The sequence below is a fragment of the Methylovorus mays genome (assembly GCF_020531915.1).
Taxonomy (GTDB): domain Bacteria; phylum Pseudomonadota; class Gammaproteobacteria; order Burkholderiales; family Methylophilaceae; genus Methylovorus; species Methylovorus mays.
Genome location: NZ_JAJAVG010000004.1, coordinates 546538 through 563147, shown reverse-complemented (window position 1 = coordinate 563147; position 16610 = coordinate 546538). Strand labels below are relative to the sequence as shown.

At 55.6% G+C, this 16610-nt stretch carries 15 protein-coding genes; 12 read left to right on the top strand and 3 right to left on the bottom strand.

The window, feature by feature from the left end; all coding sequences use genetic code 11:
• Window position 1: 1 nt before the first annotated feature.
• Window positions 2-313: a DUF3301 domain-containing protein gene (locus LG203_RS04950; RefSeq protein ID WP_230344756.1), complete on the bottom strand. Its 312-nt coding sequence runs from the start codon at window positions 311-313 to the stop codon at window positions 2-4.
• A 291-nt stretch (window positions 314-604) separates the two neighbouring features.
• Between LG203_RS04950 and LG203_RS04945 the strand changes: the two genes are divergently transcribed.
• Complete coding sequence (locus LG203_RS04945; protein ID WP_230344755.1) at window positions 605-1258, top strand: hypothetical protein; 654 nt, start codon at window positions 605-607, stop codon at window positions 1256-1258.
• Between the two features lie 59 nt (window positions 1259-1317).
• Here LG203_RS04945 and pap read toward each other — a convergent pair whose 3' ends face one another.
• Window positions 1318-2826 (bottom strand): polyphosphate:AMP phosphotransferase, encoded by a 1509-nt coding sequence (pap, locus tag LG203_RS04940; RefSeq protein WP_230344754.1) that lies wholly within the window; start codon window positions 2824-2826, stop codon window positions 1318-1320.
• A gap of 115 nt (window positions 2827-2941) precedes the next feature.
• A complete protein-coding gene (gene ada / locus LG203_RS04935; RefSeq protein WP_230344753.1) occupies window positions 2942-4024 on the bottom strand; it encodes a bifunctional DNA-binding transcriptional regulator/O6-methylguanine-DNA methyltransferase Ada in 1083 nt (360 codons plus the stop codon).
• 214 nt (window positions 4025-4238) lie between these two features.
• On the opposite strand from ada, the gene LG203_RS04930 reads away from it, so the two are divergent.
• The 11 genes from LG203_RS04930 to adeC all read left to right on the top strand — a co-directional run bounded on the left by LG203_RS04930 (window position 4239) and on the right by adeC (window position 16543).
• Entirely contained in the window at window positions 4239-4568 is a 330-nt protein-coding gene (locus LG203_RS04930; protein ID WP_230344752.1) for an ArsR/SmtB family transcription factor, read from the top strand.
• A complete protein-coding gene (locus LG203_RS04925; protein WP_230344751.1) occupies window positions 4565-5050 on the top strand; it encodes an ArsI/CadI family heavy metal resistance metalloenzyme in 486 nt (161 codons plus the stop codon). Before LG203_RS04930 ends, LG203_RS04925 begins: the two co-directional genes overlap by 4 nt.
• A gap of 19 nt (window positions 5051-5069) precedes the next feature.
• Window positions 5070-5582 carry an arsenate reductase ArsC gene (locus LG203_RS04920; protein ID WP_230344750.1) on the top strand — a complete coding sequence of 171 codons (513 nt, stop codon included), beginning with the start codon at window positions 5070-5072 and terminating at the stop codon, window positions 5580-5582.
• Window positions 5579-6601 carry an ACR3 family arsenite efflux transporter gene (gene arsB / locus LG203_RS04915; RefSeq protein WP_328486512.1) on the top strand — a complete coding sequence of 341 codons (1023 nt, stop codon included), beginning with the start codon at window positions 5579-5581 and terminating at the stop codon, window positions 6599-6601. Before LG203_RS04920 ends, arsB begins: the two co-directional genes overlap by 4 nt.
• Window positions 6602-6818: 217 nt before the next feature.
• A complete protein-coding gene (locus LG203_RS04910) occupies window positions 6819-8027 on the top strand; it encodes an ammonium transporter (RefSeq protein ID WP_230344749.1) in 1209 nt (402 codons plus the stop codon).
• 442 nt (window positions 8028-8469) lie between these two features.
• Entirely contained in the window at window positions 8470-9009 is a 540-nt protein-coding gene (locus LG203_RS04905; protein ID WP_230344748.1) for a hypothetical protein, read from the top strand.
• A 70-nt stretch (window positions 9010-9079) separates the two neighbouring features.
• Entirely contained in the window at window positions 9080-9685 is a 606-nt protein-coding gene (locus LG203_RS04900; RefSeq protein ID WP_230344747.1) for a tetratricopeptide repeat protein, read from the top strand.
• 217 nt (window positions 9686-9902) lie between these two features.
• Window positions 9903-10388: a Spy/CpxP family protein refolding chaperone gene (locus LG203_RS04895; RefSeq protein WP_230344746.1), complete on the top strand. Its 486-nt coding sequence runs from the start codon at window positions 9903-9905 to the stop codon at window positions 10386-10388.
• Between the two features lie 373 nt (window positions 10389-10761).
• Complete coding sequence (locus tag LG203_RS04890; protein ID WP_230344745.1) at window positions 10762-11955, top strand: efflux RND transporter periplasmic adaptor subunit; 1194 nt, start codon at window positions 10762-10764, stop codon at window positions 11953-11955.
• A gap of 8 nt (window positions 11956-11963) precedes the next feature.
• Complete coding sequence (locus tag LG203_RS04885; RefSeq protein ID WP_230344744.1) at window positions 11964-15086, top strand: efflux RND transporter permease subunit; 3123 nt, start codon at window positions 11964-11966, stop codon at window positions 15084-15086.
• Window positions 15083-16543 (top strand): AdeC/AdeK/OprM family multidrug efflux complex outer membrane factor, encoded by a 1461-nt coding sequence (gene adeC, locus LG203_RS04880; protein ID WP_230344743.1) that lies wholly within the window; start codon window positions 15083-15085, stop codon window positions 16541-16543. Before LG203_RS04885 ends, adeC begins: the two co-directional genes overlap by 4 nt.
• Window positions 16544-16610 lie beyond the last annotated feature (67 nt).

The following is a 16610-nucleotide window of genomic DNA, read 5'->3' as shown; positions in this document are numbered from 1 at the left end:
CCTAATGCACGGCCTGCAGATAGGGCGGAATATGCCAGGCATGCAACTGGCGCCCCAGCATCTGCAGCTGGCAGGCCATGCGGTCGCTGCCATGGGCGCTGACATCAAACTCATAGGTGCGCAGCAATTGCACACGGCCGCGACTGTTGCGGCCAACGCGTATGCGTGTGCACGCCACGGTCTCATCCAGCAGTTGCAGGTTGGTGCGCGCCACCAGGGCGCTGCCATGCTGGATGGCGGCCTCGCGGCTGCCAATGCTGTCCAGCCAGAACCAGGCGCTGGCGAACAGAATAACGATCAATAAAATTTCCACGGTCAGGACTTTTAGGTTGGTTACTTTTTAAGTTGACTATTTTTATAGTGAACAAGGTTTAATGCCCATCAGGAACATGGTGATATGCATGTCCATGGCGGCCTTGCCCATTTTTGCACGGAGACCATGCCCTGAAAAGCAAATTAGAGGTGGGGCTGACAGCCCGCTTTTAAAGAGCCGTCGTGACTAAGCGTGTGGATGTGTGGCTCACGTGCATACACTTTCATTCTGCAGCGCTTATCAGTTATAGTGATTCGTCAGAATTCAGGCTTTCCATTGTCAAGTGCATGTATGAGCAATAGTCGTGAGCAAGAGGCCCGTCAGGCCTACCTCAATTTATTGAAAGCCAAAGGTGTGGATGCCGCTACCCTGCAGCATCGCGAACGGTTTTTACAGGCGCTGGCAGTAGATCTGGCGAACCAGCCAGCCGATAGCAGTGTTTATCGCGATGTCGTTGAAAAGCATCTGGAGCAGCTGCCGCGGGCCGAGTGGCCTGTGCTGCTGGCGGTGGCACGCGAATACTTCCCTTTCTGGATCCAGGATATCAAGGCGGTGGCTGCCATGAACGCCGATGCCGGTTTTACCCCGCCTTCCATTTCCTGGCAGCCGCTGGCACAGAGCCTGCAAGCCTTGTGGGATAGCCTCGATCAAACCCAGTTCAGCACTGCTGAAAACTGGCCACTGAAAGCCTACCGCCATGCGCTGCGTCAGGAAGGCGCCGAACTGGACGTGGTGGAAACCCGCATCAAACTGGTGAAGTTGCTGCTGGTGAGGCTGCGCGATGCACCCACGCAGGATGCCAAGCTGTATCGTCTGGCGGTGGACAACACCTTGCCCCTGTTTGACATGAAAGAAACCCGGCGTCTGTTTCTGGTGGTGGTGCGGGAGTTTTATTACTTCTGGATAGGCGATCCCGACGCACTTAACCACATTGTGCTGGGTTAGCCCTTGCCTGCAGACGATACTGGCCAGTAAATAATGGCCGGTATCGCCAGATTCCGCGTTTACTTCTTGTTGCCGTTCGTCTTTTCCTGCTCTTCCAGGGCTTCTTCCAGTCGCGTGCATAGCGTTTTCAGTATCTTGATGCGCGCAAAGTATTTGTCATTCGCTTCAATCAGCGTCCAGGGTGACTGACCGGTGCTGGTGCGGTCTATCATGTCGCACACAGCATCCTGGTAGGCATCCCATTTGCTGCGGTTGCGCCAGTCTTCTTCGGTGATCTTGAAGCGCTTGAAGGCGGTTTTTTCGCGTGCTTCAAACCGCGCCAGCTGTTCCTCCGGGCTGATTTGCAGCCAGAATTTCACTACCAGCGTTTTATGGTCGGCAATCTGCTCTTCAAAGTCATTGATCTCGGCATAGGCGCGTTGCCAGTCGGCGTCGGCACACAAGCCTTCCACACGTTCCACCAATACCCGTCCATACCAGCTGCGATCAAAAATGGTAATGCGGCCACGGCGGGGCAGATGCCGCCAGAAACGCCACAGGTAGGGATGCTGGCGTTCTTCTTCCGTGGGGGCGGCAATCGACACTACGTTGTAGCTGCGGGCGTCCAGCGCCTGCGTAATGCGTCGTATGCTGCCGCCTTTGCCCGCGGCATCCACGCCCTCAAACACAACCACGACCGAGATTTTCCTGAAGGCAGGATGACGCGTCAGCTGGTTCAGTTTGCCCTGGGTTTTTTCCAGTTGCAGGCTGTACTCTTCCTTGCCCAGCGACTGATCCAGATTCAGGGTGTCCACCACCCGCAGTTGATCCAGGGGTGGCATGAAGGGCGCAGCCAGTGCGCTGGGTGGACGCGGCTTGTTATCCAGCCGGTTGCGTATGGCTTCCAGTATCACCTGGCCCGCCGTCAGGTTGCGGTAATTGGCGTCATAGCCTTCCACGATTACCCATGGCGCAAACGCGGTGCTGGTTTCGCGGATGACATGGCCGCTCACATTCTTGATCTTGTCGTAGAGTTTCAGCTCGGCCATGTCCTGGTCGGTAACGCGCCAGCGCGTGGCGGGATCTTTCTGCAGGCTTTTGATGCGGGTTTTCTGTTGATCCTTGCTCAAGTGAAACCATAGCTTGATCAGCAGGGTGCCTTCATCAGTCAGCATGCGTTCCAGCCGCACGATGTCTTCAATCGCTTTATCCAGCGTATTTTTCTTGATCTTGCTAAGCGATTTGTCGCTGATGGGGTCGGTGTACCAGGAGCCAAACAGAATGCCGATTTCCCCTTTGGGCGGCAGCGATTGCCAGAAACGCCACATGGGCGGGCGCTGGCCTTCTTCACTGGTCGCCGGGCCAAAGGCAACGGTGTTGATATGCCGCGGGTCAAACCATTCATTCAGGATGTTGGCGGTATCTCCTTTGCCAGCGCCATTGACGCCCCCGATCAGCACGATCACCGGAAATTTGCTCGTCTGTAGCAGATCGTATTGCGCATCGAGCAAGGCCTCGCGCAGAACGGGCAGACGTTTTTTATATTCCTCGCGTTCTATCTTGTGGCCGATTTCGGCTGATTCAAACATGGCTAAGAGACTCCGATGATAAGGTCATGGCGCTGGCAGCCATGGCACTGTATTTAAGAATGAGGACTCCAGTGTATACCCGCGAAGTCGACAGGCATGTGACACGGTTATCTCTTCATTGACTGGCTTCGCGCTTCAATAATTCCTGCTTGCGTGCAATTCCCCATCGATAGCCGGTTAAACGCCCATCGCTGCCCACCACCCGGTGACATGGAATCGCCATTGCCAGCATATTGGCTGCACAGGCGCTTGCCACGGCCCGGATGGCCTTGGGCGCGCCTATGCGCTCGGCGAGCTGGCGGTAACTGATGGTGCTGCCACGAGGAATGTTCCGCAATGCTTGCCACACTCGCTGCTGAAATGCCGTGCCCTGAATATCCAGCGGTAAATCCAGGCCAAGCGCAGGCGTCTCGATAAAGCGCAATACCGATGCCAGCTGCTGTTCCAGCGTAGCATCTTGTTCCACGACATTGGCATGAGGGAATCGGGCATGTAATTCGTGCAGCAGCGTGGCGGCATTATCGCCCATGGCAATGGCACACACACCACGCTCGCTGGCGGCGACCAGCAACATGCCCAGACTGCATGGCGCTATTCCTGCGCGTATCAGCATGCCGCGCCCGCCTTGCTGGTAGCGCGTAGGCGTCATGCCCAGCAGGTGATCAGATTGCGCATAAAAGCGGCCGCTGCTGTTAAAGCCAGCCTCCAGCATGGCGTCAGTCACGCTCTGGCTGGCTTGCAGATGTTCGCGTAACCGCTGACTACGGTGTGCCATGGCATAGGCCCTGGGAGTCAAGCCTGTAGCTGCCTTGAACAGGCGATGAAAGTGGGAAACGCTGAGCCCGGCGGTCTCCGCCAACGCCTGCAGGCTGGGTACATGCTCGGCATGTTGAATATGGCGGCAGGCTTGGGCAATGCTTTCAACATGAGGTGCTTGCGCATCTGCCTTTGTCAGGCCTGGCTTGCAGCGTTTGCATGCGCGAAACCCCGCCAGCTCGGCCTCCGCCGCCGAGCTGAAATACTGCACATTCTCCGGCTTGGGCGTACGCGCGCCACAGGTCGGGCGGCAATAGATGCCTGTGGTCCGTACGCCATACAAAAAGCGGCCTTCGGCCGCCGGGTCGCGTTGCTGAATCTGTTGCCAACGGGGATCAATCAAGGGCATGAGGTAGGGCGCACTTGTTAGGGAACTGCACATGATTTTACGCTCAATGAATCTGGGGAGTACCAATCTAGCGCGTTGGCTCCTTGCCTGCACTCCGCTTCTTATTATTGAATTTTTTGATGTATTGGTGCGCGGCTGCATGGCGTGTGGCGGCAAGTGCAAGTTTGATGACTCAGGCTCACCATATCGGATTCAGCATATAAAAAGTAAGGGTTGACCATTTCCATATTTCGACTATTATTGAAATATGGAAACTACCTCAGCAGTCAAAGCACTCGCCGCATTGGCCCAGGAATCGCGCCTGGGGATATTTCGTCTACTGGTTCAGGCCGGGCCGCAGGGGCTGGCGGCTGGCAAGATCAGCGAGCTGGCTTCTATCCCGCCTTCATCGTTGTCTTTCCATCTCAAGGAGCTGGCGCATGCCGAGCTGGTGAGCGCCAAGACAGAAGGGCGTTTTGTCATTTACTCCGCTAACTTTGATCGCATGAATGATCTCTTGGCATTCCTCACTGAAAACTGTTGCGGCGGAACCGCCTGCATCTCCCTCGATTGCTCAAGCAAAGGAGCTCAACCATGAAACGCATGCATATCCATATCGCGGTGGACGACCTTGATGCCAATGTCCAGTTTTACTCGGCGCTGTTCAATGTGGCCCCCGCGGTGCTCAAGCCCGATTATGCCAAGTGGATGCTGGATGATCCTCGCATCAACTTTGCTATCTCCATGCGCAACGCGCCTGCTGGCCTGAATCACCTGGGCATACAAGTCGAAAACGAAGGCGAGCTGGCGGAGATGCACACGCGCCTGCAGGCGATAGAGCAGCAAACAGCAGCGCAGATCAAGCCTGAGCTGGGCGCGGCCTGTTGTTATGCCAAGTCAGACAAATACTGGGTGACGGATCCCCAGGGCGTGCCCTGGGAAACCTACCATACGTTGGAAGCTATCCCCGTATTTGGCGCGCCAGCGGCGGAACCTGCCACGCAGGGCGAATGCTGTGTGCCGATCACCATGATAGGCAAAGCAACGAAACCTGCAGACGCCAAACCCGGCTGTTGCTGATTATCTGGACGGCACGAACATGAGTGAAAACATGGTTAAGGTATTGATTTTATGCACGGGAAACTCCGCCCGCAGCATCATGGCGGAAGCCTTGTTCAATATACTGGGGCAGGGGCGTTTCAAGGCGTACAGCGCAGGCAGCCATCCCAATGGCAAGGTGAATCCGTATGCCGTTGAGCAGGTGGCGGCGATAGGCTATGACACCAGCGCCTTGCGCAGCAAGAGCTGGGATGAGTTTGCCCGGGCGGATGCGCCGCAAATGGACTTCATCATCACGGTGTGCGACAACGCCGCAGGCGAGTTTTGCCCGGTATGGCCCGGGCAGCCCATCGCCGCGCACTGGGGATTCGAAGATCCGGCGGCCGTGCAGGGCACGGATGTTGAAAAGCGGGCCGCGTTTAAGCGCATTTTTCAGCAGATAGAAAGCTGCGTTGCTCAACTGGTGGCGTTGCCCCTGAGCCAGCTTACCCCCGATGCCATTCGGCACCACATGCAAGCGATAGGGCAAAAACAACAGGAGCAGACCTCGTGAATATATTCGAGCGCTATCTCTCGTTATGGGTGGCCTTGTGCATTGTGGTCGGCGTCATGCTGGGGCAATGGCTGCCCGCGTGGTTTGAAGCCGTTGCTGGCCTGGAGTGGGCGGGAATCAATCTGCTGGTGGGCCTGCTGATCTGGGTCATGATCATTCCCATGCTCATGAAAGTGGATTTTCGGTCCTTAAACGAAGTGAAATCGCACTGGAAAGGCATCTCCGTCACGCTCTTCATCAACTGGGCGATCAAGCCTTTTTCCATGGCGTTTCTGGCCTGGCTGTTCATCCATCAGGTGTTTGCCTCGTGTTTACCGGCAGAGCAGCTGGATAGTTATGTCGCCGGGCTGATTCTGCTGGCCGCTGCACCCTGTACCGCCATGGTGTTTGTCTGGAGCCGACTGGTGAATGGCAATCCGCTGTTTACGCTCTCGCAGGTGGCGCTCAATGACAGCATCATGGTGATTGCCTTTGCGCCTATTGTGGCGCTGTTGCTGGGGTTATCGTCCATCCATGTGCCATGGACGACCCTGATGGTGTCGGTGCTGTTTTACATCGTGATCCCCGTGATCATCGCCCAGGGCTGGCGCAAATACCTGCTGCAACAAGGCACGCCCCGGCTCAATGCCGTGCTGGAGAAAACCGGGCCATGGTCCATGCTGTCCTTGCTGCTCATGCTGGTGCTGCTGTTTGCCTTTCAGGGGCAGGCGATCATGGCGCAGCCGCTGGTGATCCTGCTGCTCGCGGTGCCGATTCTGGTGCAGGTCTTCTTCAATTTTGGCTTGGCGTACTGGATGAATCGTCAGGTGGGCGAGTCGCATGCGATTGCCGGCCCTTCTTCTCTTATTGGGGCCAGCAATTTTTTCGAGCTGGCCGTGGCCACCGCCATCAGTCTGTTCGGCTTTCATTCCGGCGCGGCACTGGCCACCGTGGTCGGTGTGCTGATCGAGGTGCCCGTCATGCTGCTCATCGTGCAACTGGTGAATCGCAGTCAGCATTGGTATGAGGCAAAGTGTTGATGCTCCATTTTCAGGCGCGATATCGCGGCCGGAAGCCATATTCTTAAGCTTAAATCCTCTTAATGCACAGTAAACGTGCAATGCACTTATAAATGCACTTTAATCGTGCAAAATTAAAAATGTCCCAAAACTGAAATCCTGAATAAACAATAACTTGCTGTATTGGCTTGAATTTTGCTCTTCTGAGCCAAACAAAAATTTCACAGGAGAGTAAGTAATGGAGACAGTGCAGTCAGCAAATGATGTAGTTTTTATATTGCTCGGGGCGATTATGGTGCTCGCCATGCATGCCGGGTTTGCCTTTCTGGAAGTGGGCACGGTGCGCAGCAAAAACCAGGTGAATGCGCTGGTCAAGATCATGGTGGATTTTTCAGTATCCACCATTGCCTATTTTTTCATCGGCTATGGCATTGCCTATGGCGTGGATTTCATGCACGGCGCCGATGTGCTGTCCGCCAAAAATGGTTATGAGCTGGTCAAGTTTTTCTTCCTGCTCACTTTCGCTGCGGCTATTCCCGCCATCATCTCCGGCGGCATTGCCGAGCGTGCCAAATTCAATCCGCAAATCGCCGCCACCTTTGCCCTGGTCGGGCTGGTGTATCCCTTCTTTGAAGGCATCGCCTGGAACGGCCATTACGGTATTCAGGCCTGGCTCACCCAGCAATTCGGCTTTGCCTTCCATGACTTTGCCGGATCAGTCGTGGTCCACGCCATGGGCGGCTGGATCGCCCTCGGCGCCGTCATCATGCTAGGCGCCCGCCATGGCCGCTACAGCAAAGATGGCCGTCTGCATGCATTTCCGCCATCCAATATCCCATTCCTGGCACTGGGTGCATGGATACTCACTGTCGGCTGGTTTGGCTTCAATGTGATGTCAGCCCAAACCCTTAACGCCGTCAGCGGCCTGGTCGCGCTGAACTCCCTCATGGCACTGGTTGGTGGCACCATCGCCGCCGTCATCCTCGGCCGCAACGACCCCGGCTTTGTACACAACGGCCCGCTCGCTGGCCTGGTCGCCGTGTGCGCAGGCTCCGACGTCATGCATCCCCTGGGCGCCCTGGTCACCGGTGGCGTTGCCGGCGTGTTGTTCGTCTGGACCTTCACCCTGGTGCAAAACCGCTGGAAAATCGACGACGTCCTCGGCGTATGGCCACTGCATGGCCTGTGTGGCGCCTGGGGTGGTATCGCCGCTGGCATCTTCGGATCACACGCCCTGGGCGGCATGGGCGGCGTCAACATCGTTTCGCAGTTGATCGGCACTGCGCTGGGTGTGGTGATCGCCTTGGCGGGCGGATTGGTGGTTTATGGCCTGCTCAAGGCGGTGGTTGGTATCCGCCTCACGCAGGAGGAGGAGTATATGGGCGCTGATCTAAGCATTCACAAGATTCCGGCGACTTCGCAGCTCAGTGCGTTGGGGGATGATTGAGCTTACTAGGATAATGGCTAACCTCTTATTTCAAGTGACACAGATTCCAGTCGTCCTTCAATTCAAAAAATTAGGCATATATGGCTCTGATTGATACCTTTAACGGTTCTGTTGCAGTAAGTTGCTTGGGTGGGGTTTTAATATATGTAGGCAGGTTAGCCATAAGAAATGCGGTTGAGCTTTATCGTGAACTATTCAATAAAGATCCAATGCGCACTATTACCTTTGATCTATTACTTGCTTTTCTCCAGCACCCTAGAGCCAATCCCGTAGTGGGAGCCATAATGATTTGGCTATTTGGTTGGTTCTTGGCTTTGTTGGGATTTGTATGCGCAATAGCTAGATTAGGCTCATCGTAATACTATTGCTGTGCATAAACCTATGCATCAGGCGGGACGGGCTGAAGTGCGTATTTCATGTAAACGTTTATATCAAGGATGTTATGCCGAGACTATTAACCCTTCTGTTGGTAACTATTTCATTTTTATGCTCAACACTCCAGGCACTCGCGCAGGAATATCCCTATCACCCCGCGAATAAAGACGAAATTGTAGGTTTTTGGCGATTGATACCAGTGGCCGAGTACAGAAAACCACATCAGATTACGCCGGACCCTTGGCCATCAATGTGTCAGTGGTTTGCTTATTACGATGATGGCAGCTTAAAAACTATCGAAAAGCTTCGTGAGCCATGTGGCAATTTATCCAATGCCAGCCTTAGCGAAGCCATGAAAAACACCCCAGCCATCATTTCATGGAAGCACAGTGCAGCTGCAAAGCTTACCCAACAGCCATCATTGATCTCTGTAACACGAAGTGATGTAAAGAATTACTTGGAATTATGGGATGTTCTCTACGTCACAGAGGCTTTTCCAAAAGAGAAGCCGGAGTTTTTGCCTGGCGACCTTATCCTCAATTTGGTAGATATGAAAACAGGGAAGGCGCTCTATATTCGGCATCTTCGAAGGTTGAACACTGAATGAGTTTTTAAACCCTGTATTTCATTAAGTGGAATTCCTGAAGGTGCTACATATGATAAACGTTAGGGTTGTTATGAAAACTACCGCTGTGCTCATGATGTCTGCGTTAATGCTTGTTTCATGTGCCAATCCAATCAATCTCAACACCGCTCAACGCTATGCTCAAGGGTGCCTGGAGTTTCAGCATCAGGGAGAGTGGTGGAAGGCCAGGCAAGCTTGCGGTAGAGCTGCGGTTAATGCCGAGCTTGGCGGTGCAAATCCGCAGGCGATTGCTGTTTTGTGGTATGAATATGGTCGTGCATCAGGAGTGATATGTGACTATCCGGAAGCCAACAAAGCCTTGGAAAAATCCCTGGAACTGGATAAGGCAAATAACGGCGCCGTTATCATGGATTACTTTGAGTTGGCTCGACTGCATTTTGACCAAAAGTTATTTAAAGAAGCCTCCATTTATTATCGGTCTGGGGTTGCTGCAACGCCTAAAGAATTAATGGCGCAAGACCCCATTGGGTATGCGGATGTTTTAGGCGAGTACAGTGAAGCACTCAAGCAAATTGGGGATGTCGAAAGCAGTGAAAAAGTTATCTCGGAGGCGCGCGAGTTACGCTCATCCAATCCGAATGCTAACTCGCTCACCAAGCGGACCCCTTATGGAAAGTTTTGTGATCAGAAATCTTAATCCACCCAACTACGGCATTTAAACGTCAGACTTTTCGATGCACTCACCCAATTTCGAATCGATATCCATACCATCGGACTCTCCGCGAGGTCTGAGATTCTTTACAACTATTTACTCCAGTTAACATACTTTGATTCAAACGCCTTTAACCTTTTGCTCCACGCGGCGTCTTACTCTGCGTAACACTTAATACTGAGTGAGTTAAAGGAGCGAGAACATGAAAATCAATAAACACATTATTCTGCCAGGCCTGTTGCTGGTGGGTTCACTTGCGGCATTTGGTACGGCACTGAGTTATGCGGGGGATGATGAGGCGTGCGCGGGCCCACATGGCAAACATGCACGTGCGGGCGGCCCAGATGCAGAGGATGGATTTCATCGCGGGTTGCGTGGGCTGGATCTGACGGCGGATCAGAAGGCGCAGGTGAAGCAGATTATGGATAAGCAGAAGGCAGTGCGTGAGCAGAAGATGCAGGCCTTGCATGATGGCATGAAGAATCTGCAAACGCTGGCGAAGGCTGAGCCCTATGACCCTGCCAAGGTGCAGGCGGCGGCGAGCGAGCAGGCGAAGATTCAGGCGGACCTGATTGTATTGCGCACGGATACGGCGCATCAGATATACGCCTTGCTGACGCCAGAGCAAAAGCAGAAGTGGAATGACAGGCCAGAACGTGGGCCTAAAAAACCGGAAGATCGTGGGTAAATAGCATCCACTTCCCATCTCTCTAACTACCCCTCCTGTTATCCTTAGCGCTGGAGTAGTGCCCGTCATGATGGGCTTGTCGCCTGATAGCCGTTGCCACAAGCATGCGTGCTCCTTGGGCGCGAGATAAAGCAGGGCGCAGTGAAAAGACTGCGTCCTGTTTTTATGTGTATCTGCACATGACGTTGAATAATGCCAATGTTATGCTTGTGCGCTGCCCGGTTTCTTCCGTGCTTGAATGCCAGTCTTGGCTGAATTTCCGTCCCATGTTTGAATGCAGAGCCTGCCCAGCATGCCTTTCGTATGGAATTTGATGATTGAATTGATCCTGTACGTATTTCCCGACACACAAGAACGGGAAAGCGGAGAATAAATGAAAACAACTTCTCATCAGCACATGGCATCCATCGCCGTGCTTGCTTTTATTTCTGTGTTAACTGTGGCTTGTCAGTCTGGCGATAAATCCCCCAAGGACAAGCCTGCGCCTGAAGTCGGTGTGATGACCATCCAACTGCAATCGCAGCCGATGGAAACGGAGCTGCCAGGCCGTACTGCCGCCCACATGGTGGCGGAGATAAGGCCGCAGGTCGGCGGGATTATCCTCAAGCGCGCTTTTACCGAAGGCGCCAATGTGAAGGCGGGAGATTTGTTGTACCAGATTGACCCTGCGCCTTATCAGGCGACCTATGCCAGTGCAGAGGCTGCGCTGCAGAAAACGGATGCCAGCCTCGCATCCGTGAAACTCAAGGCGGAACGGTACGCACAACTCGTGAAGATCAACGCCGTCAGCAGCCAGGATAATGATGATATTCAGGCTTCGTTGCGCCAGGGGGAGGCGGATTTGGCATCTGCCAAGGCAGCATTGGAAACGGCGCGCATCAATCTCGCCTATACCCGTATTGTGTCGCCGATTGCCGGGCGGGTGGAGACGTCCACTGTCACGCCAGGTGCGCTGGTCACGGCAAATCAGGAGACCGCGCTGACCACAGTGCAACAGCTGGATCCCATCTATGTCGATATCACCCAGCCCAGCAGCGCCTTGCTGCAACTCAAAAGGCAGCTGGCGAGTGGCGCGCTCAAAAAGGTCGGTGAAAACGCGACCCGCATGCGAGTCGTGTTGGAAGACGGCAGTCTATATGCCCACGATGGCGTGCTGAGCGTGACGGGGGTAACCGTTAACCAGAGTTCGGGCGCGGTGACGTTGCGCGCTGTGGTGCCTAATCCTGAGGGGCTGTTGCTGCCGGGCATGTATGTTCGAGGAATCTTGCAGGAGGCGGTGAATACCCATGCCATCCTGATTCCGCAACAATCCATGAGCCGCAATAATCGCGGCGAGGGTACTGTGCTGGTGGTGGATGCCGAGAACAAAGTGGAGCTGCGTACTCTGACTGCCGAGCGTGCGATTGGCAATCAATGGCTGATCAGCAAAGGCTTGAGCGCGGGTGAAAAAGTGATTGTGGAAGGCCTGCAAAAAGTGAAGGTTGGCGATACGGTAAAGGCGGTGGAAGTGGCTGCCCCAGGTGCCACTAGCACTACGCAGGCGCCAGCTGTGGCCGCTGGAAAGTAGAGGCAAGCATGGCTCGCTTTTTTATCAACCGCCCTATCTTTGCCTGGGTTATTGCCATTGTCATCATGCTGGCAGGTCTCGCTGCCATTGAGACCCTGCCACTGGAGCAATACCCGGACATTGCGCCGCCCCGAGTTTCCATCAATGCCACCTATACCGGCGCCTCGGCCAAAACCATTGAAGACTCGGTGACCCAGATTGTCGAGCAGTACATGAAGGGCATTGATAACCTCACCTACATGTCTTCCACCAGCAGTGCCGGTAGCGCCAGCATTTCGCTGACCTTTGATGCGGGCACCGACCCCGATGTGGCGCAGATGCAGGTGCAGAACAAGCTGCAGCAGGCCTTGCCGCGCTTGCCCCAGATTGTGCAGAGCCTGGGGGTGACGGTGAACAAGACCGGCACCGATTTCCTCATGGTGATGTCGATCTACTCCGACGACCCCAAGGTCACTACTACCGATATTGGTGACTACGTCAGCAGCAGCCTGCTGGATCAGGTGAGCCGGGTAGATGGCGTGGGTGATGTGCAGACCATGGGTAGTGGCTATGCCATGCGCATCTGGCTTAACCCGGAAAAACTGCAGAAATACGCGCTGATCCCGTCTGATATCACTGCAGCTGTGGAAGCGCAGAATACCGAAGTCTCCGCAGGCCAACTGGGCACGTTACCTGCCGTGGGGGAACAGCAGCTCAATGCCACCATCACGGCACGCAGCAAGATGCAGACCGTCGAGCAATTCCGCAGGATCGTGGTGAAGTCTTCGGCCGACGGTGCGGTGGTGCATCTGGGCGATGTTGCCAGAGTGGAGCTGGGCAGTGATAACTATGCGATTGCCGGGCGCTACAACGGCAAACCCGCGGCTGGTATGGGGGTGAAGCTGGCATCTGGGGCCAATGCGCTCAAGACATCCGAGGCCGTGCTGGCGAAAGTGAAAGAGTTGGAGCCTTATTTCCCGCCCAGCCTCAAGCTCAAGACGGCGGTCACTTACGACACCACGCCATTCGTCCGCATTTCCATCCGGGAGGTGGTCAAGTCGTTGTTTGAGGCGATCCTGCTGGTGGTGCTGATCATGTACATCTTCCTGCAGAGCTGGCGAGCGACCATTATCCCGGCGGTGGCCGTGCCGGTCGTGCTGCTGGGGACGTTTGGGATTCTGGCGGCCTTTGGTTACTCCATCAATACGCTCACCATGTTTGGCCTGGTGCTGGCCATTGGCCTGCTGGTGGACGATGCGATTGTGGTGGTAGAAAACGTGGAGCGGGTGATGCGCGAGCAGGGGCTGTCGGCGCGTGAGGCCACCCGGAAATCGATGGATGAGATTACCGGCGCCCTGATCGGCATTGCCCTGGTGCTCTCTGCGGTGTTTATCCCCATGGCCTTTTTTGGTGGGTCTACCGGCGTGATCTACCGCCAGTTCTCCATTACCATCGTCTCGGCCATGCTGCTGTCGGTGCTGGTGGCGCTTACCCTTACGCCTGCGCTATGCGCCACGGTGCTCAAGGCGGGCGACCATGCCCCCCGTGGTGGCTTTTTTGGCTGGTTTAACCGCAATTTTGAGCGTGGTTCGCGCCGTTACCATGGCGGCGTGCAGAGTATCCTCAAGCGTAAAGCACTTGCCATGCTGGTATACGGCGCGATTGTGGCGGTGATGGTCACCCTGTACATGCGCTTGCCAACCTCGTTTATCCCTACCGAGGATCAGGGCGTGCTGATGGCGCAGGTGCAGTTGCCCGTCGGCGCTACCGATCAGCGTCTGCAAAAGGTGATGGATCAGGTGCAGGACTACCTGCTCAAGGAGCCAGATATTGTGGCGATCAATATTTTCACCGGCCTGGGGGTGAGTGGAAACAGCCAGAACACCGGCCGTATTTTCATCCGCCTGAAGGATTGGGATGAGCGCAAAGGGCCCGGGCAGAGTGCCGCAGAAATCGCCGACAAGGCAACACGCGAGCTGGGCAAGATCCGCGATGCCATGATCTTTGTGACCCAGCCACCCAGCGTGCGTGGTCTGGGTGCCAGTGCCGGGTTTACTGTAGAGCTGAAAGATCTGGCTGGTCTGGGGCATGAGGCGCTGGTGGCGGCACGAGATCAATTTCTCAAGCTGGCGCGACAGGATACCCGCATGACGCGGGTGCGCAGCAACGACCTCGACGACACCCCGCAGTACAACGTGCAGATAGACGACCAGAAAACTGGTGCTTACAGCCTGAGCACCAGCAATATCAATTCCACGCTGTCGCTCGCCATGGGTGGCAGTTATATCAATGACTTTATTGATCGTGGCCGCGTCAAGCGCGTGTATGTGCTGGCCGATGCGCCATACCGCATGCAGCCGGAGAATATTGGGCAATGGTATGTGCGCAACAGCAATAACGACATGGTCCCATTCAGCTCATTTTCGCAGGGCGGCTGGACCTATGGCGCACCGCAATTATCGCGCTTCAATGGCATCTCCTCCATTGAACTGGTGGGGGAGTCTGCGCCAGGCGCCAGCTCTGGCGACGTGATGAATAGCGTGGAAAACATGATGAAGGAAATGCCGACCGGCATCGGCTATGAATGGGCAGCGCAGTCTTATCAGGAGCGCTTGTCGGGTGCGCAGGCGCCTATGCTGTATGCGGTCTCGGTAGTGTTTGTGTTTTTGTGTCTGGCTGCGCTCTATGAGAGCTGGGCAGTGCCGTTCTCGGTGATGATGGTGGTACCGCTGGGTATCTTGGGTGCCTTGCTGGCAACCACGTTGCGCGGACTTTCTGGTGATGTTTACTTCCAGGTGGGCTTGCTGACCACGGTGGGGCTGGCGGCAAAAAATGCCATTCTGATCGTGGAATTTGCCAAGCATTTGCAAGAGCAGGGCCTGAGCCTGATGGAGGCCACCCTGCAAGCAGTGCAGCAGCGCCTGCGGCCTATTCTGATGACATCCCTCGCCTTTATTTTCGGGGTGCTGCCGCTGGCCGCTAGTAGTGGCGCGGGTGCCGCCAGCCGCCAGGCGATTGGCACCGGGGTATTGGGCGGCATGCTGACCGCCACCTTGTTGGGCATCTTTTTTGTTCCGCTGTTCTTTGTGCTGGTCAGGGGCTGGTTCCCTTATAAAGCACCCGAGGCGGAAGCGACGGAGCAGACATCATGAAGTATTCCCTGATTACCCAGGCGGTACTGGCGGCCATGCTGGCAGGCTGCGCCAGCATGGCGCCGGATTATCAGCGTCCGGCAGCGCCGGTTGCCGAGCAATGGCCCGCGCAGGCATCGAACCAAGGCACGCCAGCGGCGGATATCGGCTGGCGCGAGTTTCTGCTGGATAAGCGCTTGCAGCAGCTGGTTGAGCTGGCCTTGCAAAACAACCGCGATTTGCGCGTAGCCGCCCTCAATATCGAGCAGGCGAGGGCGGAGTATCAGGTGCAGCGTGCTGACTTGTTCCCCACGGTGAATGTGATTGCCAGCCGTACTGCGCAACTAGGCAGTGCCAGCAGTAGCAGCAGTACAAGTGCCACGACAGGGGCTGTGACATCAAGCTCAAGCGGTTCTGTCTCGCAGAGCTATCGCGCCACTGTGGGCTTCAGCGCCTATGAGCTGGATTTCTGGGGCCGTATACGCAGTCTGAATGAGCAGGCCCTGCAGAGCTTTTTTGCCACCGAAGAGGCGCGACGCAGCACGCATATTTCGCTGGTGTCTGAAGTTGCGTCGGCCTGGCTGACATTGGCCGCCGACATGCAGCGCCTGCAGCTGGCACAGGCGACACTGCAGAGCCAGCAGTCTTCTTACGATCTCACCAAAAAGGGCTTTGATATTGGTGTGTATTCCGCGCTGGAGCTACGCCAGATTCAAATCAGCGTGGATACGGCGCGCGCCGATGTTGCCAATTATCGCAGCCAGGTGAAGCAGGACCAGAATGCGCTGGTGTTGCTGGTAGGGCAGCCCGTGCCGGAGGATCTGCTGCCGCAATCGCAGCCTGACCAGCTCCAGGTCACCAGTGTGGCGGATCTGCCAGCAGGCATTCCCTCGGAAGTTTTGCAACGCAGGCCGGATATTCTGCAGGCCGAACACAGCCTGCAAGCAGCCAATGCCAATATTGGCGCAGCACGGGCGGCGTTTTTCCCTACCATTACCTTGACCACCACGCTGGGTAGCGCCAGCAACCAGCTTTCCGGGCTGTTTGCCTCGGGCTCCAAGGTCTGGTCATTTGCCCCACAGCTGACATTGCCGATATTTGATGCCGGACGTAACCGCTCAAAACTCAAGAGTGCCGAGGTGGCGCAGCAGATTACCGTGGCCCAGTATGAAAAAGCCATCCAGAGTGCCTTCAATGAAGTCGCCGATGCACTGGCAATCCGCGAGAACCTGACCGAGCGGCTGCAAGCCCAGCAATCGCTGGTAGAAGCCTCGCAAGAAAGCTACAAGCTGTCCGATGCCCGCTTCCGTGGCGGGATTGATAGCTACCTGGCGGTGCTGGATGCCCAGCGGACGCTGTATTCCGCGCAGCAAACCCTGATCACCGTAAACCTGACGGCGCAAACCAATCAGGTGACGCTGTATAAGGTGCTAGGGGGCGGCTGGAACGAATCGACCAAGACCAATCCGCAAGAGTGAGCTAATGCTTGTGGGGACGGGAAGTCAAATGGGCGGGGCAGGCATGCGGTATAAGCCAGAGGCAGTT